25 protein-coding genes are annotated in these 22823 nt (G+C 62.6%); 5 read left to right on the plus strand and 20 right to left on the minus strand.

What is annotated here, in order from left to right:
* Positions 1 to 72: 72 nt before the first annotated feature.
* Positions 73 to 1071 (minus strand): ABC transporter permease, encoded by a 999-nt coding sequence (locus M8997_RS11260; protein ID WP_250019880.1) that lies wholly within the window; start codon positions 1069 to 1071, stop codon positions 73 to 75.
* Positions 1064 to 1723 carry a cell division ATP-binding protein FtsE gene (ftsE, locus tag M8997_RS11265; protein WP_256473233.1) on the minus strand — a complete coding sequence of 220 codons (660 nt, stop codon included), beginning with the start codon at positions 1721 to 1723 and terminating at the stop codon, positions 1064 to 1066. The genes M8997_RS11260 and ftsE overlap by 8 nt, the downstream gene beginning before the upstream one ends.
* A gap of 192 nt (positions 1724 to 1915) precedes the next feature.
* On the opposite strand from ftsE, the gene hpt reads away from it, so the two are divergent.
* Positions 1916 to 2452, plus strand: a complete 537-nt coding sequence (gene hpt, locus M8997_RS11270) for a hypoxanthine phosphoribosyltransferase (protein WP_250019878.1) — start codon at positions 1916 to 1918, stop codon at positions 2450 to 2452.
* Between the two features lie 3 nt (positions 2453 to 2455).
* On the opposite strand, the gene M8997_RS11275 is transcribed toward hpt, so the two are convergent.
* The 4 genes from M8997_RS11275 to argH form a co-directional block, all read right to left on the minus strand.
* On the minus strand, positions 2456 to 5062 hold the full coding sequence (locus tag M8997_RS11275) for a TIGR02302 family protein (protein WP_250019877.1): 2607 nt from the start codon (positions 5060 to 5062) through the stop codon (positions 2456 to 2458).
* A 158-nt stretch (positions 5063 to 5220) separates the two neighbouring features.
* Entirely contained in the window at positions 5221 to 6486 is a 1266-nt protein-coding gene (lysA, locus tag M8997_RS11280) for a diaminopimelate decarboxylase (protein WP_250019876.1), read from the minus strand.
* Between the two features lie 70 nt (positions 6487 to 6556).
* Complete coding sequence (locus M8997_RS11285; protein ID WP_250019874.1) at positions 6557 to 6739, minus strand: lipoprotein; 183 nt, start codon at positions 6737 to 6739, stop codon at positions 6557 to 6559.
* A gap of 91 nt (positions 6740 to 6830) precedes the next feature.
* Positions 6831 to 8231: an argininosuccinate lyase gene (argH, locus tag M8997_RS11290; RefSeq protein WP_250019872.1), complete on the minus strand. Its 1401-nt coding sequence runs from the start codon at positions 8229 to 8231 to the stop codon at positions 6831 to 6833.
* A 31-nt stretch (positions 8232 to 8262) separates the two neighbouring features.
* On the opposite strand from argH, the gene M8997_RS11295 reads away from it, so the two are divergent.
* A complete protein-coding gene (locus M8997_RS11295) occupies positions 8263 to 8940 on the plus strand; it encodes a TlpA disulfide reductase family protein (RefSeq protein WP_250019871.1) in 678 nt (225 codons plus the stop codon).
* A 7-nt stretch (positions 8941 to 8947) separates the two neighbouring features.
* Here M8997_RS11295 and M8997_RS11300 read toward each other — a convergent pair whose 3' ends face one another.
* From M8997_RS11300 to M8997_RS11345, 10 genes are all read right to left on the minus strand, one after another.
* Entirely contained in the window at positions 8948 to 10858 is a 1911-nt protein-coding gene (locus M8997_RS11300; RefSeq protein ID WP_250019869.1) for a DEAD/DEAH box helicase, read from the minus strand.
* Positions 10859 to 11075: 217 nt separating this feature from the next.
* On the minus strand, positions 11076 to 11552 hold the full coding sequence (locus M8997_RS11305; protein WP_250019867.1) for a YaiI/YqxD family protein: 477 nt from the start codon (positions 11550 to 11552) through the stop codon (positions 11076 to 11078).
* A gap of 9 nt (positions 11553 to 11561) precedes the next feature.
* Positions 11562 to 12149, minus strand: a complete 588-nt coding sequence (locus tag M8997_RS11310; protein ID WP_250019866.1) for an exopolysaccharide biosynthesis protein — start codon at positions 12147 to 12149, stop codon at positions 11562 to 11564.
* A gap of 32 nt (positions 12150 to 12181) precedes the next feature.
* Complete coding sequence (locus M8997_RS11315) at positions 12182 to 13063, minus strand: 3-hydroxybutyryl-CoA dehydrogenase (RefSeq protein WP_250019864.1); 882 nt, start codon at positions 13061 to 13063, stop codon at positions 12182 to 12184.
* A 124-nt stretch (positions 13064 to 13187) separates the two neighbouring features.
* Positions 13188 to 14117: an electron transfer flavoprotein subunit alpha/FixB family protein gene (locus M8997_RS11320; protein ID WP_250019863.1), complete on the minus strand. Its 930-nt coding sequence runs from the start codon at positions 14115 to 14117 to the stop codon at positions 13188 to 13190.
* Positions 14118 to 14139: 22 nt separating this feature from the next.
* Positions 14140 to 14889, minus strand: a complete 750-nt coding sequence (locus M8997_RS11325; protein ID WP_250019861.1) for an electron transfer flavoprotein subunit beta/FixA family protein — start codon at positions 14887 to 14889, stop codon at positions 14140 to 14142.
* Positions 14890 to 15081: 192 nt separating this feature from the next.
* On the minus strand, positions 15082 to 15843 hold the full coding sequence (locus M8997_RS11330) for a rhomboid family intramembrane serine protease (protein WP_250019859.1): 762 nt from the start codon (positions 15841 to 15843) through the stop codon (positions 15082 to 15084).
* Positions 15844 to 15861: 18 nt separating this feature from the next.
* Positions 15862 to 16443 (minus strand): cob(I)yrinic acid a,c-diamide adenosyltransferase, encoded by a 582-nt coding sequence (locus M8997_RS11335; protein WP_250019858.1) that lies wholly within the window; start codon positions 16441 to 16443, stop codon positions 15862 to 15864.
* Between the two features lie 8 nt (positions 16444 to 16451).
* Positions 16452 to 16649, minus strand: a complete 198-nt coding sequence (locus M8997_RS11340) for a twin transmembrane helix small protein (protein WP_250019857.1) — start codon at positions 16647 to 16649, stop codon at positions 16452 to 16454.
* A 37-nt stretch (positions 16650 to 16686) separates the two neighbouring features.
* A complete protein-coding gene (locus M8997_RS11345) occupies positions 16687 to 17517 on the minus strand; it encodes an SDR family oxidoreductase (protein WP_250019855.1) in 831 nt (276 codons plus the stop codon).
* Between the two features lie 101 nt (positions 17518 to 17618).
* Between M8997_RS11345 and M8997_RS11350 the strand changes: the two genes are divergently transcribed.
* A complete protein-coding gene (locus tag M8997_RS11350) occupies positions 17619 to 18473 on the plus strand; it encodes a YhjD/YihY/BrkB family envelope integrity protein (protein ID WP_250019952.1) in 855 nt (284 codons plus the stop codon).
* Here the strand turns inward: M8997_RS11350 and M8997_RS11355 are convergent.
* Positions 18440 to 19324, minus strand: coding sequence for a DMT family transporter (locus M8997_RS11355; RefSeq protein WP_250019854.1), 885 nt, complete (start codon positions 19322 to 19324; stop codon positions 18440 to 18442). The genes M8997_RS11350 and M8997_RS11355 overlap by 34 nt on opposite strands.
* Positions 19325 to 19397: 73 nt before the next feature.
* Positions 19398 to 20249 (minus strand): tRNA glutamyl-Q(34) synthetase GluQRS, encoded by an 852-nt coding sequence (gene gluQRS / locus M8997_RS11360; RefSeq protein WP_250019951.1) that lies wholly within the window; start codon positions 20247 to 20249, stop codon positions 19398 to 19400.
* Between the two features lie 78 nt (positions 20250 to 20327).
* Here gluQRS and M8997_RS11365 point away from each other — a divergent pair, with 78 nt between their 5' ends.
* Positions 20328 to 20972 carry a DNA-3-methyladenine glycosylase gene (locus M8997_RS11365; RefSeq protein WP_250019852.1) on the plus strand — a complete coding sequence of 215 codons (645 nt, stop codon included), beginning with the start codon at positions 20328 to 20330 and terminating at the stop codon, positions 20970 to 20972.
* Positions 20973 to 21081: 109 nt separating this feature from the next.
* Positions 21082 to 21639: an HNH endonuclease gene (locus M8997_RS11370; RefSeq protein WP_250019850.1), complete on the plus strand. Its 558-nt coding sequence runs from the start codon at positions 21082 to 21084 to the stop codon at positions 21637 to 21639.
* A gap of 30 nt (positions 21640 to 21669) precedes the next feature.
* On the opposite strand, the gene M8997_RS11375 is transcribed toward M8997_RS11370, so the two are convergent.
* Together M8997_RS11375 and M8997_RS11380 are read right to left on the minus strand one after the other, a co-directional pair.
* Positions 21670 to 22176, minus strand: a complete 507-nt coding sequence (locus tag M8997_RS11375; RefSeq protein WP_250019849.1) for a disulfide bond formation protein B — start codon at positions 22174 to 22176, stop codon at positions 21670 to 21672.
* Positions 22177 to 22216: 40 nt separating this feature from the next.
* Entirely contained in the window at positions 22217 to 22807 is a 591-nt protein-coding gene (locus M8997_RS11380; protein WP_250019848.1) for a YqaA family protein, read from the minus strand.
* Positions 22808 to 22823 lie beyond the last annotated feature (16 nt).

A 22823-nucleotide genomic window follows, 5' to 3' on the forward strand; every position in this document is an offset into this window, starting at 1 on the left:
GCTGCAATTGCCTTGTTGGTGTAAATTCGGGAATGGCTACAATATCAATTGAAATAAGGTTCTAATGGACGCCTACCCATCATGGCTTTCACCCATGCGCCCGTCAATCTGGCGCAGATGAGCAATGACCGTCATTCTTGTCGTAATCATGGTTAGAACACTGACGGCAAGTATGATGAGGATGACGCCCGTATAGCCGCCAGAACCGATCGAGAAATTGCCGAACAGCGCTGTCGCCTGGTCGGCCTCGGGCGTGGCGAGATTGCGCGAGGACCACCAGCCGATGATCAGGAAGATCAGCATTGCCAGCGCACCGCCGCAAAGCGCCCCCTTTAGCGCGGTCCAGAAGAAGTGCCGTTCGAACTGGCGTGCCACGAATTTCTGGTCCGCGCCGATGAAATGCAGCACTTCGATGATGTGACCATTGCCTGCCATGGCTCCGCGCGTGGCGAAGATCACCGTCAGCACGGTGGCGGCGAGGACGAGGGCAAGCACCCCGGTGCCGATCAGCACCGTGGAACGGGCCATGGATACCAGCCGATCGACCCAGTTGCGGTGGTCGTCGAAGCTGGCGGCCGGTATTTCGCCGACGAGGGCAGCCCGGAGCGCGCCGAAATCCGGCGGCGTTTCTTCATCGAGGCTGACGATCACCAGGCGGGGGACTGGAAGCTCATCGAGGTCGAGCCCGGTTCCGAGCCATGGCTCCAGCAGCCGCGAAGTCGCCTCGCGATCGACGATACGCGTCGCGGTGACGCCGGCGAAGCCCTGGGCGATGGCACTGGCGCGATTGAGCATCTCGTCCATGTCCTGCCCCTCGACGGGCCGGATCTGGATCGTCGCTTCGGTCGATATCTGGCTTTGCCAGGTCGCGGCGGTCGATTGCACCAGGCTGACCGCCCCGATGGTCAGGCAGGCGAGAAAGGTCATGATGGCGATGACGATCATCAGCGCATGGCCGACGACATTGCCGGCCGGCACGATTGGCGCCTGGCCGCTGCCCTGCCGCAGGCGCTGGTAGAGCACGGCCGCGAGATCGACCGCCCGGTCCTTCAGTGCGGCGGCATCAATCATAGATGTCCAGCCTTCCCTGATCGAGGATCATGCGGCGCGCGTTGATCTGGTCCATCAGGGTCAGGTCGTGCGTGGCTATGACGACGGCGGTGCCGGAACGGTTCAACTCGCCGAAGAGCCGCAGCAGCCGCCGGGCGAGCGGCGGATCGACATTGCCGGTGGGCTCGTCCGCAAGAAGGATCTCCGGCTGGTCGATGAGCGCGCGGGCAATGGCAGCGCGCTGCTTTTCCCCACCGGAAAGCACAGGCGGCAGGACGTGCATGCGTTCGCCCAGCCCCACCCAGTGCAGGAGTTCCTCCACCTCCGCCCGGTAGGTAGCCTCCTCCTTGCCGCGCACGCGCAGGGGAAGGGCTATGTTCTGGTAGGTGGTCATATGGTCGAGCAGCCGGAAGTCCTGGAAGACGACGCCGATGCGCCGCCGCAGGAGTGGCATTTCCTTCGAAGAGATCGTCGCAATGTCCTTGCCGAAGACGGTGATCATCCCGCGCGTCGGCTTCAGCGACATGAACAGCAGCCGCAACAGCGAGGTCTTGCCCGCTCCGGATGGTCCGGTCAGGAACTGAAAGGATCGCGGTGAAATGTGGAGGCTGACATCGCGCAATACCTCCGGGCCCATTCCATAGCGCAACCCGACATTTTCAAAACGAATCAAGTGTTGAATTCCATTGCCATCGTGACGCTGTTTTATTCAGGCCGAGCGGGTTTGACCACCCATCAATGGTGCACACCATCGACGTAAACATGAAATTTGTGGGGCGAGACCGTGGCGGGAGCAGCTTTTGCAATTTCAGGCGGGATCGGGCATAGCTGCGCCCAGGCGAGATCGGAAAAAACGGGAATCAGCATGCCAAAGGTCGGCGGGAAAAACATAGAGGTTCTATTCAGCGCCGAACAGATTGCGGCGCGCAATCTGGAACTTGCGAAGGCGATCCGCGCGCATGACATGAAGGACCTCCTGGTGATCTCGATCCTCAAGGGTTCTTTCATCTTCGCCGCCGATCTCATCCGGGCGATGCATGATGCCGGGGCCGAGCCCGATGTCGAGTTCATCACCGTTTCAAGCTATGGCAAGGGTACCGAGAGCGGCGAGGTGCGGCTGTTGCGGGATATCGACAGCGATGTCCACGGCCGCGACGTCCTTCTCGTCGATGACATACTGGAATCCGGAAAGACGCTCAAATTCACGCGCGAACTCATGCTGGAGCGTGGCGCGCGGCATGTCTATATCGCGGTGCTGCTCGACAAGAGCGTCAAGCGCAAGATGGATATCGAGGCGGATTTCAAGGGCTTCGAATGTCCCGATTATTTTGTCGTCGGCTATGGAATGGATGTGGGTCATTCGTTCCGGCAACTGCCCTATGTGGGCATCGTCACCGACTAGGCCTCAGTTGAAGTTGAGCAGCCGCTCCAGATATTCCTTTTCCATCTGGGGGCTGAGGGCATTGCCGAGCCGCTTGCGGATGGCATCGAGGATCTCCCTTGCCCGCTGCACGTCGATCTCGCCCGGAACCTTGGTCTGCGATCCTTCGTCGAACGGGCCGCCATAGCGGTTGGACCGGCCGAGCGGATCGCGGTTTTCGCCGCGCTGCTGGCCCGACTGTCCGGTCTGGCCCTCCTGGCCCATGGCCTGCTGCATTTGCCGCATCATATCCTGGCCGCCGCGCCGCAAGGCGTCGAGCGCATTGCTCTGGCGATCCAGCGCCTGGCCGCCATCGGCCTGCCCGAGCGCCTTGCCCGCATCGCCCATGGAGCCTTCCGCCTCGCCGAAACCTTCGCCCGGCTGGATGCCCATGCCTTCCAGCTCCTTCATCATCCGGCCGAGCTCGGACTGCAACTGGCCCTGGCCCTGTTGAAGGTCGCGCAGGGCACGGGCGATGTCCTCCTCCGACATCTGCCCTTCCTGACCCTGTTGGCCCTGCTGCCCCTCTTGTCCTTGCTGACCTTGTTGGCCTTGCTGGCCCTGCTGACCTTGCTCGCCTTCCTGGTCGAAGCCCTGCTGCAGGCCGTTCTGGCGCTGCTGCTCGAGGCGATGGGTCTGGTTCATGAGGTCCTGCTGGCGACGCATCAGATCGCCGAGCTTGTCCATCTGCTGCTTCATCGGGTTCTGCTGGCCCGATTGCGCCTGCTGCTGGCCCATCTGCAGATTGTTCATCATGTTCTCGAGTTCGGACAGCAATTGCTGCGCCTGGTCGCGGGAACCCTGCTTCGCCAGATCCTCTATCCGATCGAGCATCCTGTCGATGTCTTCCTGCCGCAGTTCCTGCACATTGGGATTGGGCATCTGCGCCATGTTCTGATTGTTCTGGTTCTTCTGGGCGAATTCGCGCAGGTACTGGTTCATCGCCTCGCGCAGCTCGGCCATGCGCTTCTCGATTTCCTCGGGGCTCGCCCCCTGTTCGATCGCTTGCCGCAGCGCCTCCTGCGCCTGCCGCAGGCGCCGCTCCGCATCCGATAGCGCGCCGTCCTCTATGCCGCGCGCCACCTGCCACATATAGGCGGCGACCTCGCGCAGCTGATCGTCGGATTTCGCCAGCTGCAGCCGGGTATGGATACTGCGCAAGGCAATGTAATGGGTGGCGTTGTTGATCGTCTCCTCCGGCCACATCGTGATCGCATCGAGCGCGTTCAGCACGTCCTGCTTGGCATTGGCGTCGAGCGCAAGATTGCGGCGCTGTTCGACCACCGCCCGCGCCAGGGGATTGGCAAAGGGGCGTTCGGGCATCACCAGCGTCTTGGTCTCGCTGCTGGCTTCCTGCTTGGCATCGTCAGCGGCTACGAGCTTCATCCGGATTTCGGAGCCGGACCATGGATGTTCCGTCAGGTCCTTGGTCGTCTTCGTCTCCTTCGGCTGCTCGCCCCGGCGCGGCAAGGCAAGCGGCAATTCCGGTGGCGCGAACAGCGGCCGGGCATCTTTCGACGGCGGAACCGCCTGCTCGAACTTCGCCTCGGCGCTTGCCGCACCATAATCGTCGCCGATCTCGTAGAACACGTCCATGGTGCCGTTCGCGGCACTGGTCGGGTCCTTGGTAAACCGGATCGTCGGGGCGGCGTCGGGCTTCACGTTGAAGGTCCAGCTGGACAGGCTGGTGCCGCCATCGGCCAGAGCAACGGTTGCGTTGGCACCGAGGGTCAATTCAAAGTTGCGCGGCTTCTGGCTCGCGGCCTCCGGGGTGGCCTCTCCCTCTGCCTTGCGCGCCTCGACATCGACCGTCTTGCCGTCCAGCGTCTGCGTCAGTTTCTCCCAGCCCGAGCCTCCGATGATGCGGACGATGAGCGTACTGCCCTCAGGAACGGAAAATTGCTGATCCCCGGCATTGGCCGTGGATGTCAGGAACACCGGCGGCCGCCCGGTATAGCGCGGAGGCGTGACCCAGGCGTCTATCCGCGGCGGGACGGCGTTGCTGCGGGCATGGCTGACGAAGGCGTCGCTGATGCGTCCTCCGAACGGTCCGGTCGAAAAGGCGAAGGCAACGATCAGGAGCAGGCCCAGGATGGCGCGCAGCGCCAGCGGGTCACGCTCGGCGACGCGCGTCGCCGGCAGACCGCTCTTCAGATTGTTGATGCGCTCGGCCATGCGCCGGCGATGCTCGTTCCACAATGCTACCGCAAAGGGATCGTCCGAACTCGAGGCCAGCGCCTCCGTCTGGATTGAAATCGGTTGATGCTCGAGCGCATTGACGCCTTCGAGCCGCCGGGTGACATCGCTCCGGTTCGGCAGGCGAAACTTGAAAAGCAGGTAGGCCGCCGCTGCTGCAGCCAGCGCGAACACGCCAAGCAGCCCCATGCGCACCAGATCCGGCAAAGCGCGGAAGATGCCGAACCAGGAAAGAATGAGGAAGGCCGTACCCAGCAGCAGCAGCGGAAGAAGCAGCGGCCACAGGCGTTCCAGCGCAATGGCAAGCCAGGCAAAGAGGCGCGGCCCATCCGGTTTCCCGAATGCCGCAATGCCCCTTTTGGCCTCTTCCCGATGATCGGGGTGTTGACCGGTCATTCTCACTCCATCCGCTTGGTGGCCGTCAACTCAGGGAAAGAATAGCACTCAAAATGGCAAAGGCGAGGCCATAGGGCGCCAAATGCGATCATACTTCCGTGTTGTAGGTCCGCGTTCAGGTCAGCGGGCGGGTCAACGAAGCCCTTGAAAGCTCACAACTAGAGCCAATCCGGCACGGAATCGAGGCCGATCAGTTCCTCATAGGTCGTACGGGGCCGGACGACATGAAAACGGTCCTGATGGACAAGCACCTCGGGCACCAGCAGGCGCGTATTGTAGGTGCCCGCCTGCACCGCGCCATAGGCGCCTGCGCTGCCGATGGCGAGGAGTTCACCCGCGGCCGGCCGCGGCAGGTCCCGGTCGAGGCCGAGATAATCTCCGGTCTCGCATACCGGGCCGACGACGTCGCCGCGAATGCGTGGATGATCGGCGCGCGGTTCCCTTACCGGCTTGATCGCATGATAGGCTTCATAGAGCGTCGGCCGGATCAGATCGTTCATCGCGGCATCGACGATGACGAAGTTGCGCGCGTCACCCTCCTTGACGAAGATCACTTCGGTTACCAGCACGCCCGCATTGCCGACGATCAGCCGTCCCGGCTCGAATATGGTCTTCAACCCGAGCGGCTTGAGGTGCTTCTGCACGATCTGCGCATAGGCATCGGGCAGGGGCGGCGGGTCATTGTCGAGCTGATAGGGAATGCCGAGCCCGCCACCGACATCGACATGCCTTATGTCATGACCATCGGCCCGCAATTGCCCCACCAGTTCGGCGAGCAGCCGGAATGCGTTGTCGAATGGTTCGAGATCGGTGATCTGGCTGCCGATATGGACGTCGACGCCGGCAACCTTCAACCCCGGCAATTTTGCGGCGTGGGCATAGACGGTGCTGGCGCGTGCGAGCGGAATGCCGAACTTGTTTTCGGACTTGCCGGTGGAAATCTTCTTGTGGGTGCGCGCATCGACATCCGGATTGATGCGCAGCGAAACGCGCGCCGTCTTGCCCGCCGCGGTGGCGCGGCTGGACAGGAGTTCCAGTTCCGGCTCGGATTCGACGTTGAAACAGTGGATCCCGGCGGAAAGAGCGAGGTCGATCTCGTCGGCCTTCTTGCCGACGCCCGAAAAGACGATCTTTTCGGCCGGAATTCCGGCGGCAAGCGCGCGCCGCAATTCGCCGCCCGAGACGACGTCGGCGCCGGAGCCGAGTTTCGCGAGGGTGGTCAGCACGGCCTGGTTGGAATTGGCCTTCAAGGCATAACAGACCAGCGCATCCATATCGGCGAATGCTGCGGCGAAGACGTTGTAATGACGCTGGATGGTGGCGGTCGAGTAGCAGTAGAACGGCGTTCCGACCGCGCGTGCGATCTCTTCCACGCTGACGGATTCGGCATGCAGCACGCCATCGATATAATGAAAATGGTTCACGAAACAGCCTGGCAATCTTCTGGCTTGATAGACAGCGCCGCTCAGCGACGCCCGGTGAAATGAATTGCTGTCAGATCAAGGGATCGAGGATGAACCGTTTGTCCTGTGCCGGCTGTGGCGCGGGCTTCGGCTCGCCCGGCGCGGTGGTCAAGGAAGCGGGCGGCGCTTCGAGAGGTCCCTTTCGCCCACAGGCGGTAACGGCGCCGGCGATCGCGGCAATCATCAGAACTGTCGTCAGTAAGGAACGGCGCATGGGTTATCCTGTAATCAGCAAGGTATCTATCTCTAGCCCATGGGGGCGGCGTTTGCATCCCCCATTGCCTTTCAAACTTCGTTTAGGCCCGTCAGAGTGTCCTGAGGCGCTTGTGCCATGATCTTATCTGCCTGCGCACCTGATCCGGGGCCGTGCCGCCATAGGATTTGCGGCTGCGCACGGATTTGTCGACGGTCAGGAAGCCGAACACCGCATCGGTGATATCAGGGTGGATCTGCCGAAGGTCCTCGAGGGACAGCTTGGCCAGATCGACCTTCTTCTGCTCCGCCATCGCCACGGCGCGCCCCGTGACATGATGCGCCTCGCGGAAGGGAAGGCCGAGTTCGCGCACCAGCCAGTCGGCGAGATCGGTCGCCGTCGAATAGCCCGAGCCCGCCGCCTTCTTCATTGCGGCGGTATTGATCGTCATGTCTCGCACCATGCCGGTCATGGCCGCGATGGCGAGTTCCAGCGTCTCGGCGGCGTCGAACACGGCTTCCTTGTCTTCCTGCATGTCTTTCGAATAGGTCAGCGGCAGACCTTTCATGACGGTCAGGAGCCCGACGAGAGAGCCGGTAATCCTGCCGGTCTTGGCGCGGACGAGCTCGGCCGCATCGGGGTTCTTCTTCTGCGGCATGATCGAGGAGCCGGTGGAGAAGCCGTCGGAAAGACGCACGAAGCCGAATTGCGGCGTCGACCAGATGACGATCTCCTCGGCAAGACGGGAAAGATGCGTCGCGGCAATGGCAGCCATCGCCAGATATTCGAGCGCATAGTCGCGGTCGGAGACGCTGTCGAGCGAGTTGCGGGTGGGTTCGCGGAAGCCGAGCGCCTTCGCCGTCATGTGGCGGTCGATGGGAAAGCCGGTACCGGCGAGGGCCGCTGCGCCGAGCGGCGATTCGTCCATGCGCTCGATGGCGTCCCTGGCGCGGCTGACGTCGCGTCCGAACATCTCCACATAGGCCATGCAATGGTGGCCGAATGTCACCGGTTGCGCCGTTTGAAGATGGGTGAAGCCGGGCATGAGCGTGGCCGAATGTTCGGCAGCCCTTTCGAGGAAGGCTTCGATCAGCCTCTTCAATGCGGCGGCGGTCTTTTCGAACTCCGCCTTGACCCAAAGGCGGAAATCGACCGCCACCTGGTCGTTGCGGGACCGCGCGGTGTGCAGGCGGCCCGCAGCGGGGCCGATGAGTTCGGCGAGGCGAGACTCGACATTCATGTGAATGTCTTCAAGTTTGCGTGAAAAAGTGAAGTTTCCGCTCTCGATCTCTGACAATATCGTGTTCAGGCCACCCGATATCTTGTCGTAATCGTCCGCCGCAATTATGCCCGTCTTTGCAAGCATGGCCGCATGGGCGAGAGAACCTTGAATGTCCTGGGCGTAGAGTTTCTGGTCGAAGCCGATGGAAGCGTTGATCTCTTCCATGATCGCGGCCGGACCCGAAGCGAAACGACCGCCCCACATTTCGTTGCTGTTCTTCTTGTCGGACATGATGAGCCTTGGCTGAAAGGGTAGGAATAGGATGATAGACGGCGACGGCACACCGAAACAGACACGCAACAGCAGCAAGAAGATCATCGCTCTTGCTGCGCTCGCAGGCATCGCCGCCGGTGCGCTTGGGGTATACGTGATGGAACGGCCATCTGGCAATATTGTTGCTGGGGTAGCTTCGACCGATCAATGCAGCCTCAAGACCGAAGCGGCAAAGTCGCTGGACGGACTGGCGACCGGCGCTGTGGCGGCGATGCGCGGTGCGGACACGCCCCAGTCGATGGCGTCGCTTTCGTTCATGGCGCCGGACGGCAAGCCCGCCCGGCTTTCCGATTTCAAGGGCAAGACCTTGCTGGTCAATCTCTGGGCGACCTGGTGCGCGCCGTGCCGGGAAGAAATGCCGGCGCTGGACGCGCTCGCCGCGAAGAAGAACGGCGCCGATTTCGAGGTGGTGACGATCAATATCGACACCGGCGATGCCGAGAAACCGCAGGCTTTCATGACCGAGATCGGCGTGAAGTCGCTACCGCTCTACCGCGATGCGACGATGGGCGTCTTCAACGATCTGAAACGCAAGAACCTCGCCTTCGGGCTGCCTGTCACCATGCTGGTGGACAAGGATGGTTGCCAGGTGGCGGCGATGAACGGCCCGGCGGACTGGTCCGGCGAGGACGCAGTCCGGCTGATAGACGCGGCGAAAAAGCTCTAGGCGAGGCCTATTCGGCCTTGTCGCCGCCGCCGGCGGCAGCCTTGCGGGCCTTCTTGGCCTGATATTTTTCGAAGCCGGTAGGATCGCCTGGCTTGCGTTCCTTCGGCGCCTTCTTCGCCTTTGCCGGCTTTTCGGCAGTCCAGCCGCCCGGCTTGCCGGCAGGCTCGAACGTGCGGTCCGGCTTGTAGCCGCGTTCGTCGCGCTCGCGACCGAACTGCTTCTTCGGCTTGAAATCGCCGCTGCCGCGTCCCGAGAAACCGGGAGCGTCGCTGCGGGTGATGTTCACGCCTTTTTCACCCGAGCCGAACTGCTTGATGCGGGCGAGGAAGGCGTCGGCCTTGTCGGCGGAGATCTCGAAACGGGTTTCCCCATCGAGGATCTTGATCGAGCCTACGTCGGATTTGGTGATGTCGCCGGCCTTGCAGATCAGCGGCAGCAGCCAGCGCGGCTCGGCGCGTTGCTTGCGGCCGACATTGAGGGCAAACCAGCCGCCGCTCTCGAAATGGTCGCGGCGTTCGGAACGCGCGCCGCGCTCGCCGCGCTGCGGGCGGTCGTCGTCACTCCCCCTGCGGCCTGATTCACGGATCGGCTGGAGCACATGCGCCGGCGTATTGGAAAGCTCTTCGGGAGCCGGGCGCGCGGCAAATTGCTGGCGCAGATAGGCGGCGGCGATCTGTTCGACCGAATGCAGTTCGAGCAGCGCGGCAACGTCTTCCGCCTCTTCCTCGACGATCGGCTCGCGCAGCTGGGCGTCATTGAAGATCCGCTCGCGATTGCGCTGGTTGATCGCATCGGCATTGGGCGGCGGCACCATCGTCGTCGCGAGCTTGGCGCCCTGCAACAGCCGTTCCGCCGTGCGGCGCCGCGATGCCGGGACAATCAGCACGCAGATGCCCTTGCGCCCGGCGCGCCCGGTGCGGCCGCTGCGATGCAGCAGCGTCTCGGAATTGTTCGGCAGGTCCGCATGGATGACGAGATCGAGATTCGGCAGGTCGATGCCGCGGGCGGCAACGTCGGTGGCAACGCAAACCCGCGCCCGCCCGTCGCGCATTGCCTGCAGCGCATTGGTGCGCTCGGCCTGGCTGAGTTCGCCCGACAGCGAAACCACGGAAAATCCGCGGTTGGAAAGGCGGCTCGTCAGGTGCTTCACGGCCTCGCGGGTCGAGCCGAAGATGATCGTATTCTGGGCGTCGTAATAGAGCAGCGAGTTGATGATCGCGTTTTCCCGCTCGCGCGGGGCAACGGGCATGATGTGGTATTCGATGTCCGCATGCTGCTCCCGCTCGCTCGTCGCCGAGATGCGCAGGGCATTGTTCTGGAACTGCTTGGCAAGCGCGGCGATGGGTTTCGGCACGGTTGCCGAGAACATCAGCGTCCGGCGGTCTTCCGGCGCTTCGGCCAGGATGAATTCAAGGTCTTCGCGGAAGCCGAGGTCGAGCATCTCGTCGGCCTCATCGAGCACGACGGCGCGCAGTTCGGACATGTCGAGAGAGCCGCGGGTAATGTGGTCGCGCAGGCGGCCGGGCGTGCCGACGACGATATGAGCGCCCTGCTGCAGGGCGCGGCGCTCCTTCATCATGTCCATGCCGCCGACGCAGGAAGCGATGCGCGCCCCGGTCTTCTCGTAGAGCCATTCGAATTCGCGCCTTACCTGAAGTGCGAGCTCGCGCGTCGGCGCTATGATCAGCGCGAAGGGAGCGCCGATCGTGGCGAAGCGGTCGCTGTCGCCGAGCAGGGTCGGAGCAATGGCGATACCGAAGGCAACGGTCTTGCCGGAGCCGGTCTGGGCGGAAACGAGAAGGTCGGCGCCGGCAGCTTCAGGTGCGAGAACGGCGGTCTGCACAGGCGTCAAGCTTGTGTAGCCACGGGCAGTCAATGCACCGGAAAGCGCCGGAGCGATGGAATCGAAAGAGGTCATTGCAAACTTTCAGTGATGTGATGCGTGTGCGGCGTCAATCGAGACGAGCGGCACATAAATCGCGTTGTTGCGCTCTCCCTAGTGCTTGGCGTGCCATCCGTCAATGGCAGGAACGCATAGCTCCCCTGCAGCCGGACCTTTCCAGGGCCCTCCAATCCCGGCGGCTGCGGCTTTGCGCGAGCCATGTGCGATAACAGATCATCTTGCGGAAGCCGCATCAAGAGCCGGGATGGCCAGCCCGTTTCAGCCTTACGATGGCGAGGTCCAGCGCCGAGAGGAATGCCGAGCGATCGCGCGGCGAAAATGGCCTTGGCCCGCCGGTTATCTGGCCGGCGGAACGCAGTTCCTCCATCAGGTTGCGGGTTGCGAGCGTATTGCCGATGGAAGCCTCGGTGAAGGCGCGACCGGTCGGCGAAATGGCGTCGGCGCCGGCTTTGACGCATCTGCTCGCCAGCGGAATATCGGCGGTTACCACGATGTCGCCGCGCGATACGCGCTCGGCAATCCAGTTGTCCGCCGCATCGAACCCGTCGCTGACGATCACCCGCTCGATCATCGGGTCGCGCGGAATGGCCATCATCGCGTTGGAAACGACATAGACCTTCAGGCCGTGCCGCTCCGCCACGCGGTATATTTCAGGTTTGACGGGGCACGCATCCGCGTCGACGTAGATTGTGATCGGCTTGAGGTCCATTGCGCCAGCCTATCCGAATATCTGCAGCGCGGCGAGGCCAAGCGAAGCGCCGAGCCCGATGGCGATCCCGGCCGCCAGCGCCGCGACGAGCAGTCCGGTACCCAGCCAGACGCCATCGCGCTCGCCGAGGCCGATGGAAAGGAGAACGATGCTCAAGGCCGGAATCTGGTTGATCAGCGGGATCGGCAGAAGGACGATCAGCGACATGAACAGCGCCACGATGCTGACGATCCTCTCGGCGATCATCTGCGGCACGAGCCAGTAGCGCGGCCGGGCCAGCCGCTCGAATTTCATCAGGATCGGCTCCAGCCGCGCAATGGCCTTGCGATAGGTCGCCGAACGCATGGATTTGCGCCGGAGGAACGCGGGAAACCACGGCTTTTTGAAGCCGATCAGCATCTGGATCGACAATAGCACGAGCGGGATGCCGAAGATGGTGGAGGAACCCGGCGGCAGCGGCAGCAGGTTGAGCGCGGCAAAGAGGATCAGCAACGCGCCGAAGCTCCTGTCCGACAGGGCGGTGAGGATATCGTCGAACGAGACGCGCTCCGCCGGTCCATCGGCCAGGCCCAGCAGGATCGTCGAAAGTCGCGGCAAAGGCTGGCTTTCCGGGGTCAAGTGGCGTGCCGTCAGCGTGTCGGAACCGGGGTCTCTCCACGGTAGTCGTAAAAGCCGCGCCCGGTCTTCCGTCCGAGCCAGCCGGCTTCGACATATTTGACCAGCAACGGGCAGGGGCGGTATTTGGAATCCGCCAGGCCGTCATAGAGGACCTGCATGATCGAAAGACATGTATCGAGGCCGATGAAATCCGCGAGTTGCAGCGGGCCCATCGGGTGGTTGGCGCCGAGTTTCATCGCCGTGTCGATGGCATCGACCGAGCCGACGCCCTCATAGAGCACGTAGATCGCCTCATTGATCATCGGCAGCAATATGCGGTTCACGATGAAGGCCGGGAAATCCTCGGAGACGGTCAGCGTCTTGTCGAGGCTGTTGACGAAATCGCGCGCCGTTTCGAAGGTGTAATTCTCGGTGGCGATACCGCGAATAAGCTCAACGAGCTTCATGACCGGCACGGGATTCATGAAATGAATGCCGATGAAGCGCTCCGGACGGTCCGTCGTCGCCGCAAGCCGCGTGATGGAGATCGAGGACGTATTGGTGGCGAGTATCGCCTCGGGGTTGAGCGTCGGGCAAAGCTGGGCGAAAATCTTGCGCTTGACGGTTTCGTCCTCGGTCGCCGCCTCGACGGCGAGATCGACGCTGGAAAGGTCTTCCATGCGCAAGGCCGGGCTTATCCGCGAGAGCGCCGAGACGCGGTCGGCCTCGCTGAGCTTGCCGTGGGAAACCTGGCGCGCCATGTTGCCATTGATCGTGGCGATGGCTTTTTCAAGCTGCTCCGGGGCCTGGTCGTGGATCAAGACCTTATAGCCGGCGACGGCGCATACATGGGCTATACCGCTGCCCATCTGGCCCGCGCCGATAATGCCTACAGTCTTGATTGTCCCGGCCATGTTTCCATCCATTTTTTGTTTTGACGAAAGACAAACTAAATGGCCGGGGTAGCGTTCGTCTACCCCGGCCAGACAATTTCGTTGCGGGGCGCATCCCGTTGCGGCGCGCCCGGTGGCTAAGCGGTCAGAGCGCCTTTTCGAGCTCCGGCAATACGACAAAAAGGTCGCCGACGAGACCGTAATCCGCCACCTGGAAGATGGGGGCCTCCTCATCCTTGTTGATGGCGACGATGACCTTCGAATCCTTCATGCCGGCGAGGTGCTGGATGGCGCCCGAAATGCCGACCGCGATATAGAGATCCGGTGCCACGACCTTGCCGGTCTGGCCCACCTGCCAATCGTTCGGCGCGTAGCCGGCATCCACCGCGGCGCGCGAAGCACCGACGGCGGCACCGAGCTTGTCGGCCACCGGCAGGATGACTTCCTTGAACTTCTCGTTCGAGCCGAGCGCGCGGCCGCCGGAAATGATGATCTTCGCCGAAGTCAGTTCCGGCCGGTCGCCGCCCGAAAGCTTTGCCTCGATGAACTTGGAAAGGCCGGGATTGGCTGCTGCCGAGACGGTCTCGACCGGCGCCGAGCCGCCTTCCTGTGCCGCCGCAAATGTCGCGGTGCGCACGGTGATGACCTTTTTCGGGTCCGTTGCCTGCACCGTCTGGATCGCATTGCCGGCATAGATCGGGCGCTTGAACGTATCGGGCGAGACGACCTCGACGATGTCCGAGACCTGCATCACGTCGAGCAGGGCGGCAACGCGGGGCAGGACGTTCTTGCCGTTGGTGGTGGCGGGCGCAATGATGGTGTCGTAGTTGCCCGCGATCGAAACGATCAGTGCGGCCGTGGCCTCGGCGAGGCGGTTGGCAAGATCGTCGCTGTCGGCGAGCAGGACCTTCGTCACGCCTTGAAGCTTGGCGGCCTGATCGGCAACGCCCTGTGCACCCTTGCCGGCCACCAGGACGTGGACGTCGGAACCGATCGCGAGCGCGGCGGTCAGGGCCTTGGCGGTCTGGTCGGAAAGCGCCTCGTTGTCGTGTTCGGCAAACAGAAGAATAGCCATGTCAAATAATCCTTTCCTGACCTTAGAGCACGCCAGCTTCGTTCTTGAGCTTGGAGACGAGCTCCGCGACGTCCTTCACCTTGACGCCGGCCTTGCGTCCGCTCGGCTCTTCGGTCTTCAGGACCTTCAGGCGGGGCGCGGTATCGACGCCATAGTCAGCCGCAGCCTTCTCGTCCAAGGGCTTCTTCTTTGCCTTCATGATGTTGGGCAGCGAGGCATAGCGCGGCTGGTTGAGCCGCAGGTCGGTGGTGACGATCGCGGGGAGGCTGATCTCGATGGTCTGCAAGCCGCCATCGACCTCGCGGGTGACCTTGGCCGAGCTGGCATCCAGCTCCAGCTTGGAGGCGAAGGTGCCCTGGCTCCAGCCGAGAAGCGCCGACAGCATCTGCCCGGTCTGGTTGGCATCGTCGTCGATCGCCTGCTTGCCGAGGATCACGAGCTGCGGCTGTTCGGCATCGACGACGCCCTTCAGGATCTTCGCGACGGCGAGCGGTTCGACCACATCGTCGACCTTGACGAGGATGCCGCGATCGGCGCCCATGGCAAGGGCGGTACGGATGGTTTCCTGCGCCTGGGCCGGGCCGATGGAGACCACGACCACTTCTTCGGCCTTGCCGGCTTCCTTCAGACGGAGCGCTTCCTCGACCGCGATTTCATCGAACGGGTTCATGGACATCTTGACATTGGCCAGTTCTACGCCCGACCCGTCTCCCTTGACCCTGATCTTGACGTTGTAATCGACCACCCGCTTTACCGGTACGAGGACTTTCATGGGGACTCCCTCTCAATGAACCTTTGACAGCTTTAGCCGCCATTCGAAGGTACCTGCTTGCCGGATGCCGACATTGAGGTAAAAAATGCGACGCACATCAGTGCGAACAGCGCGGGACCGTAAATATGACTTCCGGACACGTCAATGCGAAACGCCGGAGTTTTGCGACTTCAAACGATTATTATATGCGGCTCAGCGCCCCCATTTGACCGGCTCCGGCGGCACGGCGGCAGAATCCTCCACCGGTGCCGAAATGACGGCTTTCGGCGAAACGACCTCGCGGTCGAGAAGCGGCACGTTCCGGCGTTTCAGGACGAGGGTCAGCAATGCGCCGGCGACGATGCCGCCGACATGGGCGGGCCAGGAAACCTGCTCGTCGCCTTTCCAGAACAACATCAGGAATTGCGCCGCGATCCACAGAAGCAGGGGGTAGAGCGCCGGTATGCGCAGCGGGATACGGCCAAAGGCCAGGACCCAGACTTTCACGCGCGGGTGGAGCAGGAGATAGGCGGCGACGATGCCCGCTATGGCGCCCGACGCGCCGATCAGCGGCGCTTCCGATTGCGGAATGATCACCCCATGCAGGAAGGCGCCCGCCGCCGCGCAGAGCAGGTAGAACAGCAGGAACTTGAGATGGCCGAGCGCATCCTCGACATTGTCGCCGAATACCCAGAGAAACAGCATGTTGCCGCCGAGGTGGAAAATATCGGCGTGAAGGAAGGCATAGGTCACATAGCTGAAATCGGCCGGGATCACCTCGTAGGAGGCGGGAAGCGTCGCCAGATCATGCACGAGCGCCGGTATGAAGCCGAAACCGAGGACGGCGGCTTCGAGATGACTGCCGCTGATGTTGACGAGCGCATATACCAGAACGTTCGCCGCGATCAGCCCGAGGGTTACATATTGAAGCCGGATATGTTTGAGACTGTTGGCGTCATGCAGGGGAATGAACATTGGCGCCGGGTCTCCATGTCAACGATGTTGGCCCGGAACCCATAACACGTCCGTCGCACCATTGTCATTGACCGCGCGCGCCGCGACGAACAGCAGGTCCGACAACCTGTTGATATATTTCAGGGCGGCAGGCGTCACGCGCTCGCCGGGGACCTGCGACAGTTCCACCATGCGGCGCTCGGCGCGTCTCGCCACCGTTCGCGCCAGATGCAGCGCCGCCGCCGCCGGTGATCCGCCCGGCAGCACGAATGAGCGAAGCGGGCTCAGCCTTTCGTTGAGCGCATCGATGTCCTGCTCCAGCCGCAGCACCTGGCTTTCGACGATCCGAAGCGGTTCATGCGCCATGGCCTCGCCGGTATCGGGCGTCGAGAGGTCCGCGCCGAGATCGAAGAGGTCGTTCTGCACCCGAAAGAGGGCGGCATCCAGTTCGGGATCGAGGTTCTGCGTATGGATGCGCGCCAGGCCGATGCAGGAATTGGCCTCGTCCACCGTGCCATAGGCTTCGACGCGGATGTCGTGCTTGAGCCGGCGGGGCCCCTGCGTCAGTCCTGTCGTGCCGTCGTCGCCGGTACGGGTATAGATCTTGTTGAGCTTTACCATTCGCCGATCTAGCCCGCAGTGCGGTGGAAATAGATCGCGCCGACGATCAGGATGATGGCGACGAGCTGCAGGAATATCCGCAACTGCATCATCTTGTTCGAGAAGTTCGCATCGCCGCCCCGCATCATGTTGCGGAGGCCGACGAGCAGCACGACGGTGACCGCGGCGATGGCGATAACCGCCAGGAATTTGAAAATGACGTCCATAACTCTATTCCTCAGACTGTCGGCCAGTCTGCTCCTGTTATGATTTGCCCGCAAGCAGACGATATAACGCACGTGACGGCAGCAGCCGGCGGGCGAGATCGGCGAATTTCGCCGGCAGGGTCACGATGTAGTGCGGTCTGGGCCGCTTGCTCTCCAACGCGTGTTTGAGCACCTTGTAGATGGCTTCGGGCCCGAGGGCAAATGGCTGCCTGCGGCCGGTGCGGGCGTGCTCGATTTCCCTGCGATAGACGTCGGCATGGGGCGAGCTGCCCGTATCGATATGGCTCTCGACATGCTCGATCGCATTGGCCCTGAACCGGGTTTCGATGGAACCGGGTTCCAGCAGCGAGACATGAATGCCGCTACCCTCCAGCTCCATGCGCTGCGTCGTCATCAGCCCCTCCAGCGCGAATTTCGCCGCAACATAGGCGCCGCGCCATTTCATCGGCACCAGCCCGAGGATCGACGAGCAATGGACGATCCTGCCGTGACCCTGGCGCCGCATCACGGGTATGACGAGCCGGGTCAGCTCATGCCAGCCGAAAAATGCCACGTCGAACTGCTCGCGCAATGCAGCCACCGGCAGGTCCTCCACCGCGCCGGGTATCGCATAGGCGCCGTTATTGTAGAGCGCATCCAGCGTTCCGCCGGTGCTTTCGAGGACTGCCGCCAGGGTCGATGCTATCGAGGCGGAATCGCGGTAATCGAGGTAATGGGCGGAGAAACCTTCGTCCCGCAGCGCATCGATATCGAATTCCCGCCGCGCGGTGACGAACACGGTCCAGCCATCGGCCTTCAGGGCCCGGGCGCAATAGGCGCCCATTCCGCTGGAACCTCCCGTTATCAGGATCGTTTTGGATGGGGTCATGTTTTGGTATCTAAATCAATCGATTGCGCAGAAAATGACTTCACATATTTGCCTGTGGCTTGCAATCTCGCTTATCAAATCAGAGGGGCCGATCATTGGGAATACGGAAAGTCCTGACCTTCACCTGGCGCATAGCCGCAGATGCGCTCGGTCATTTCAACTCCGATGATGGCTGGGCCCTGGCCAGTCATGTCGCGCTTTCCGGCATCATGGCGCTGTTCCCGTTCCTGATCTTCGCCACGGCACTCGCCAGCTTTCTCGGCGCCAGCGCCTTTACGGATACGGCGGTGCATGTGGTTTTCGACACCTGGCCCGAGGTCATAGCGACGCCGATCGCCCAGGAAGTGCGCAATGTCCTCAATGTCCAGCGCAGCGGATTGCTGACGATCAGCGTCATCGCCGCCGCCTATTTCGCCTCCAACGGCGTCGAAGCGCTGCGGGTGGCGCTGAACCGCGCCTACCGTGTCATCGACACGCGCTCCATCATCTATTGCAGGCTGCAAAGCCTTGGCTACGTGATCATCGCCACGATCGGCATCATGGCGATCAGCTTCCTGCTGGTGCTCGCGCCGCTGGCGATGAGCATCGCCACACGATGGCTGCCCGAACTGACGCTGATTTCCGGGACGATCCGTTTCTGGCGCTATTGCATTGCCTCGGCCGTGCTGATCGTGGCGCTGCTGGTGGTTCACCTCTGGCTGCCGGCGGGCAGGCGCGGCCTGTTCGATATCCTGCCGGGCATATTGCTGACGCTGCTCGCCTGGACCATCGGCGCCACCATCTTCGCCAGCTATCTCGAGACGTTCGCCTCCTATGTGACCACCTATGCGGGCCTCGCCTCGATCATGGCCGCCATCGTGTTCCTCTATATCATCGCGGCGATCTTCATCATCGGCGCGGAGATCAATGCCGCCATCATCCGTTACCGGGAGGGCAAGCGGGCGGAGCATTTCTGAGCCGTGGAGAGCGCGACGCCGAGCGTCGCTATCAGCATCCCGACGAGCTGGAACGGCGAAAGCGTCTCGCCGAAGAGTGCATAGGCCATCAGCGCCGTCACGGCGGGGACGAGATAGAACAGCGACGCCACCCTGGAAACCGCGCCCTGCTTGATGAGCACCATGAGCAGCAGGACCGCCCCGATGGACAGGACCAGCACCAGCCACGCCATCGCGAATGCGAGTTCGCCGGACCAGACGATCTGATGGGTCTCGAAGGCGAAGGTCATCGCCGCCATGAGGATCATCGCGCCGAAATATTGCAGCGTTGTGCCGGCTTTCAGGTCGATCTGGCCGACGAACCGCTTCTGCCAGACGGTGCCGATGCTGATTGCGACGACGGAAAACAGCGCCGCGGCGACGTTGACCGGCGTTATGCCTTGCGCCGAAATGGAAAGCTTCGGCCACAGGACCATCGACACGCCGATAAAGCCGACTGCAAGGCCGGCCCAGTGCCGCCGCTCGATCGTCTCTCCGAGCGCGATGCCCGCCACCACGGCGGTGATCAATGGCTGCAGGCCGACGACGAGCGCCGACATGCCGGCCGGCAGGCCATTGTGGATGGCCCAGAATACCGCACCGAGATAGGCGCCGTGGATCAGGCATCCGGCAATGATGGCATGCAGCGCGCCGCGGCGGTCCGGCCATTTGTTGCCCGTGACGGCGACCCAGACGCCGAGAATGGCGCCGGCGATGGCGAAGCGCAGCATGAGGAACAGAAACGGCTCCATATAGGGCATCGCATAGCGCGCGCCGATGAAGCCGGTGGCCCAGAGAACGACGAACAAGGCGGGGAACAGGCTGACCGGCATGGGAGGGAACCAGATTGGATGGAGCGGAGGGCTTTCCAATATACCATCGCGGCGGCGGCGAACAGCGGCGGCGCTAGAGATTTACCATCCGCCTGATGTCGTCCGGTGTTTTCCCGGCCTGGCGCAATGAGCGCAGCGAGGTATCGCGGCGGCTCTTCGACAGTTTCTCCCCCGATGCGTCGAGAATGAGTTCATGATGGTGATAGACCGGCGCGGGCAGGCCGAGGATCTGCTGCAGGACGCGGTGAACCGCCGTTGCGAAGAACAGGTCCCTGCCGCGCACGACATGGGTGATGCCCTGCAGCGCATCGTCCACCACCACCGCGAGGTGATAGCTCGTCGGCGTGTCGCGTCTCGCCACGACGACGTCGCCCCATGCCTCCGGCTTTGCCGCGACCTGGCGCACGCCTTCCGGACCGAACTCGTCCCAGGCGAGCGCCGCGCCGATATGGGCCACGGCCTTGTCCATGTTCAGCCGCCAGGCAAAAGGCATGCCGGCGGTCGTTCTTTCCTGCCTCTCCCGCCGGGAGATTTCGCGCTCGTCATGCGGATAGAGCGGCGCGCCATCGGGGTCTTTCGGCCAGTCGCCGGTTCCGACACGCTGCCTGAGTTCACTCCGGCTCATAAAGGCGGGGTAGACGAGATCAAGCTCCACGAGCCTGCCAAGCGCGGCGGAATAATCGGCAAAATGCTCGGACTGGCGCCGAAAAGTGCCGTCCCATTCGAATCCGATCCAGGCGAGATCGTCGAGAAGGTCCCGTTCGAGGGCGGGCGTGCAGCGTTCGCGGTCGATGTCCTCGATGCGCAGGAGCAACCGGCCATCATGGTCATCGGCGAATTTCCGGTTGAGCAGCGCCGAATAGGCATGGCCCGGATGGAGATGGCCATTGGGGCTTGGAGCGAAGCGGAACACCGGTTTTGTCATGAGCATCGACGCATGATCTTGAAAGGACGGGACGCGGATTGATACGGTGTTTCAGTTGCAAGTGCAAAGGAACGGCCGATGCGGCGGATCGATACGCTCGACGACATAGCAGAGGGACTGAGCGAACTCATAGGCACGCATCCCGAACTTGCCGCCATTGCCGAGCGGGCGGGGCCATTGCCGCTGCGGCGCTCGGAGCCGGGATTTGCAAGTCTTGCATCGATCGTCGTGTCGCAGCAGGTCTCCAGGGCCAGCGCCGATTCCATGTGGCGCCGGTTGAACGAACTGGTCCAGCCGCTGACGCCCGTGACCTATCTCGCCGCCGGCGAGGACATATGGCGCGCCGCCGGCCTGTCGCGGGCCAAGCAGGCGACGCTGGAACGGATCAGCCGCGCCATCCTTGCGGGCGGGCTCGATCTTGCCGCCCTGACGGAAGTGCCGATCCAGGATGCGATCGAGCAGATGACCCGGGTGAAAGGCATCGGGCCGTGGACGGCGGAAGTCTATCTTCTGTTTTCAGCCGGCCATGCGGATGTGTTTCCGTCCGGCGATGTGGCGCTCCAGCATGCCTATGCCCATGCCTATGGCGAATCAGCGCGGCCCGATTCGAAATCCCTGCGCGCCTTTGCCGAACGATGGAGCCCCTGGCGGGGCGTTGCGGCCAGGCTTTTATGGGCCTATTACGCCGCGACGCGTGGCCGGGATGGCACACCTGTCGCATGAAGTTGAATTTGTGGTGTTTTTCCAACGGCCCCAACGCTATTTGCTTCACAATCCTGTCACGTCCGGCTTACAATATTAGGGCCTGATGGTTGGAACGGGAGTTGATTCCTTGACAATAGCCGTCTCGCCGGACGGGTTGCCGGCATTGGTGCTCAACGCGGATTATCGTCCGCTCAGTTATTACCCCTTGTCGCTCTGGTCCTGGCAGGACGCGATCAAGGCGGTTTTTCTCGACCGTGTGAACATCGTCGCCGAATATGAGCATGAGGTCTCCTCGCCATCCTTCGCGATGCGTCTGCCGAGCGTGGTTTCGCTTAAAAGTTACATAAAGCCCTCGCGCAACCCGGCCTTCACGCGGTTCAACGTGTTCCTGCGCGACCGGTTCGAATGCCAGTATTGCGGTTCCGAAGAGGATCTGACCTTCGATCACGTCGTGCCGCGCTGCGCGGGCGGCGAAACGATCTGGGAAAACGTGGTTGCGGCCTGCTCGCCCTGCAATCTGCGCAAGGGCGGCATGATGCCCAACCAGGCCAAGATGTGGCCGCGGCAGAAACCCTACCAGCCGACGGTGCACGACCTGCACAATAATGGCCGGCTTTTCCCGCCGAACCATCTGCATGAAAGCTGGATGGACTATCTCTACTGGGATGTCGAACTGGAGCCCTGATCTTCCGGTTCGTCCGTTTTTCCGGGTCGGTTAGCGCCTGCCCGGGATCATGGCGCCGCGAAACGCCACGATCATCAGGACGAAGCTTGCAATGGCGTTCCATCCGGCGAAGGACAGGCCGAGGACGCGCAGCGCCGCGTTGTCGCAGGCGGGCGGACGGATCGCGTTCATGTCGTTCAGCAGGCTGCCGGCATCGGTGGTTATGGACATCGAGACGGCCGTGCAATCCGCTGGTCCCGCCCAGAACTTCCACTCCACGCCGGCGTGGAAGATCGCCAGTCCGAGCCCGATCAGCATCAATACGCCGCCCAGTGCCAGCAGCAGCCGTGTCAGGCCGGCCGGCCAGCGCAACGCCGCGGCAGCGGCGGCAACGAGCATCAGCGGTATGCCGGCATAATAGGGATAGCGCTGTTCCAGGCACAATTTGCAGGGCAGGTAACCGCCCAGATACTGGAAGCCGAGGGCCGCGCCGACCGTCGCCGCCATCGCGACGAGGAGGAAGAGGGCGGTTTTCAGATGGGCGCTTTGGCTGCTCATGATGATGTGGATATTCCTCGTCTGGTATGAAGGGAGCCTGCTAGAGATGGAGATAGTGGAACAGCGCGTAGAGCAGAATTAAGACGAGGGCCACTGCTCCGGCAATCAATCCGAGACGCTTCTCGATGAATTCCCGGATCGGCTCGCCATAGCGGCGCAGCAGCCATGCCAGGAAAAGGAAGCGTGCGCCGCGCGCCACCACCGCCGAGACGATGAAGAGCCAGATGTTGATGCCGGCGGCACCGGAAAGGATCGTCACCACCTTGATCGGCGGCAGGTGCGCCAGGCCGGAGGTGATGAGCAGCAGCAGGATGGCGTCGGCGCTGGTCGAGCCGCGCAATTGCTCGAAGGTATCGAGCTTGCCATAGACTTCGAGGATGGGCTTCGCCAGCGCCTCATAGGCGTAATAGCCGAGCATCCATCCGGCGATGCCGCCGAGCACCGAAGCGACGGTGGCGACGATCGCATAGCGATAGGCGCGGTCGGGCCGGGCCAGCGCCATGGGCAGATAGAGCACGTCCGCGGGAACCAGAAACACCGAGCTTTCGATGAAGGCAATGACGGCCAGCCAGGCCTCGGCCGATTTGCGCGCAGCAAGGGACATCGTCCAGTCATAGAGTCTGCGCAGCATGTGAGGTCCTGTATTG

Source organism: Phyllobacterium sp. 21LDTY02-6, from assembly GCF_023554255.2.
Lineage (GTDB): Bacteria > Pseudomonadota > Alphaproteobacteria > Rhizobiales > Rhizobiaceae > Phyllobacterium.

Excerpts from the sequence above, each read along its gene's own strand:
- M8997_RS11260 (WP_250019880.1), bottom strand. The coding sequence starts at position 1,071 with ATGATTGATGCCGCCGCACTGAAGGACCGGGCGGTCGATCTCGCGGCC.
- hpt (WP_250019878.1), top strand. The coding sequence starts at position 1,916 with ATGCCAAAGGTCGGCGGGAAAAACATAGAGGTTCTATTCAGCGCCGAA.
- M8997_RS11275 (WP_250019877.1), bottom strand. The coding sequence starts at position 5,062 with ATGACCGGTCAACACCCCGATCATCGGGAAGAGGCCAAAAGGGGCATT.
- M8997_RS11285 (WP_250019874.1), bottom strand. The coding sequence starts at position 6,739 with ATGCGCCGTTCCTTACTGACGACAGTTCTGATGATTGCCGCGATCGCC.
- argH (WP_250019872.1), bottom strand. The coding sequence starts at position 8,231 with ATGTCCGACAAGAAGAACAGCAACGAAATGTGGGGCGGTCGTTTCGCT.
- M8997_RS11295 (WP_250019871.1), top strand. The coding sequence starts at position 8,263 with ATGATAGACGGCGACGGCACACCGAAACAGACACGCAACAGCAGCAAG.
- M8997_RS11300 (WP_250019869.1), bottom strand. The coding sequence starts at position 10,858 with ATGACCTCTTTCGATTCCATCGCTCCGGCGCTTTCCGGTGCATTGACT.
- M8997_RS11305 (WP_250019867.1), bottom strand. The coding sequence starts at position 11,552 with ATGGACCTCAAGCCGATCACAATCTACGTCGACGCGGATGCGTGCCCC.
- M8997_RS11315 (WP_250019864.1), bottom strand. The coding sequence starts at position 13,063 with ATGGCCGGGACAATCAAGACTGTAGGCATTATCGGCGCGGGCCAGATG.
- M8997_RS11320 (WP_250019863.1), bottom strand. The coding sequence starts at position 14,117 with ATGGCTATTCTTCTGTTTGCCGAACACGACAACGAGGCGCTTTCCGAC.
- M8997_RS11325 (WP_250019861.1), bottom strand. The coding sequence starts at position 14,889 with ATGAAAGTCCTCGTACCGGTAAAGCGGGTGGTCGATTACAACGTCAAG.
- M8997_RS11330 (WP_250019859.1), bottom strand. The coding sequence starts at position 15,843 with ATGTTCATTCCCCTGCATGACGCCAACAGTCTCAAACATATCCGGCTT.
- M8997_RS11335 (WP_250019858.1), bottom strand. The coding sequence starts at position 16,443 with ATGGTAAAGCTCAACAAGATCTATACCCGTACCGGCGACGACGGCACG.
- M8997_RS11340 (WP_250019857.1), bottom strand. The coding sequence starts at position 16,649 with ATGGACGTCATTTTCAAATTCCTGGCGGTTATCGCCATCGCCGCGGTC.
- M8997_RS11345 (WP_250019855.1), bottom strand. The coding sequence starts at position 17,517 with ATGACCCCATCCAAAACGATCCTGATAACGGGAGGTTCCAGCGGAATG.
- M8997_RS11355 (WP_250019854.1), bottom strand. The coding sequence starts at position 19,324 with ATGCCGGTCAGCCTGTTCCCCGCCTTGTTCGTCGTTCTCTGGGCCACC.
- gluQRS (WP_250019951.1), bottom strand. The coding sequence starts at position 20,249 with ATGACAAAACCGGTGTTCCGCTTCGCTCCAAGCCCCAATGGCCATCTC.
- M8997_RS11365 (WP_250019852.1), top strand. The coding sequence starts at position 20,328 with ATGCGGCGGATCGATACGCTCGACGACATAGCAGAGGGACTGAGCGAA.
- M8997_RS11375 (WP_250019849.1), bottom strand. The coding sequence starts at position 22,176 with ATGAGCAGCCAAAGCGCCCATCTGAAAACCGCCCTCTTCCTCCTCGTC.
- M8997_RS11380 (WP_250019848.1), bottom strand. The coding sequence starts at position 22,807 with ATGCTGCGCAGACTCTATGACTGGACGATGTCCCTTGCTGCGCGCAAA.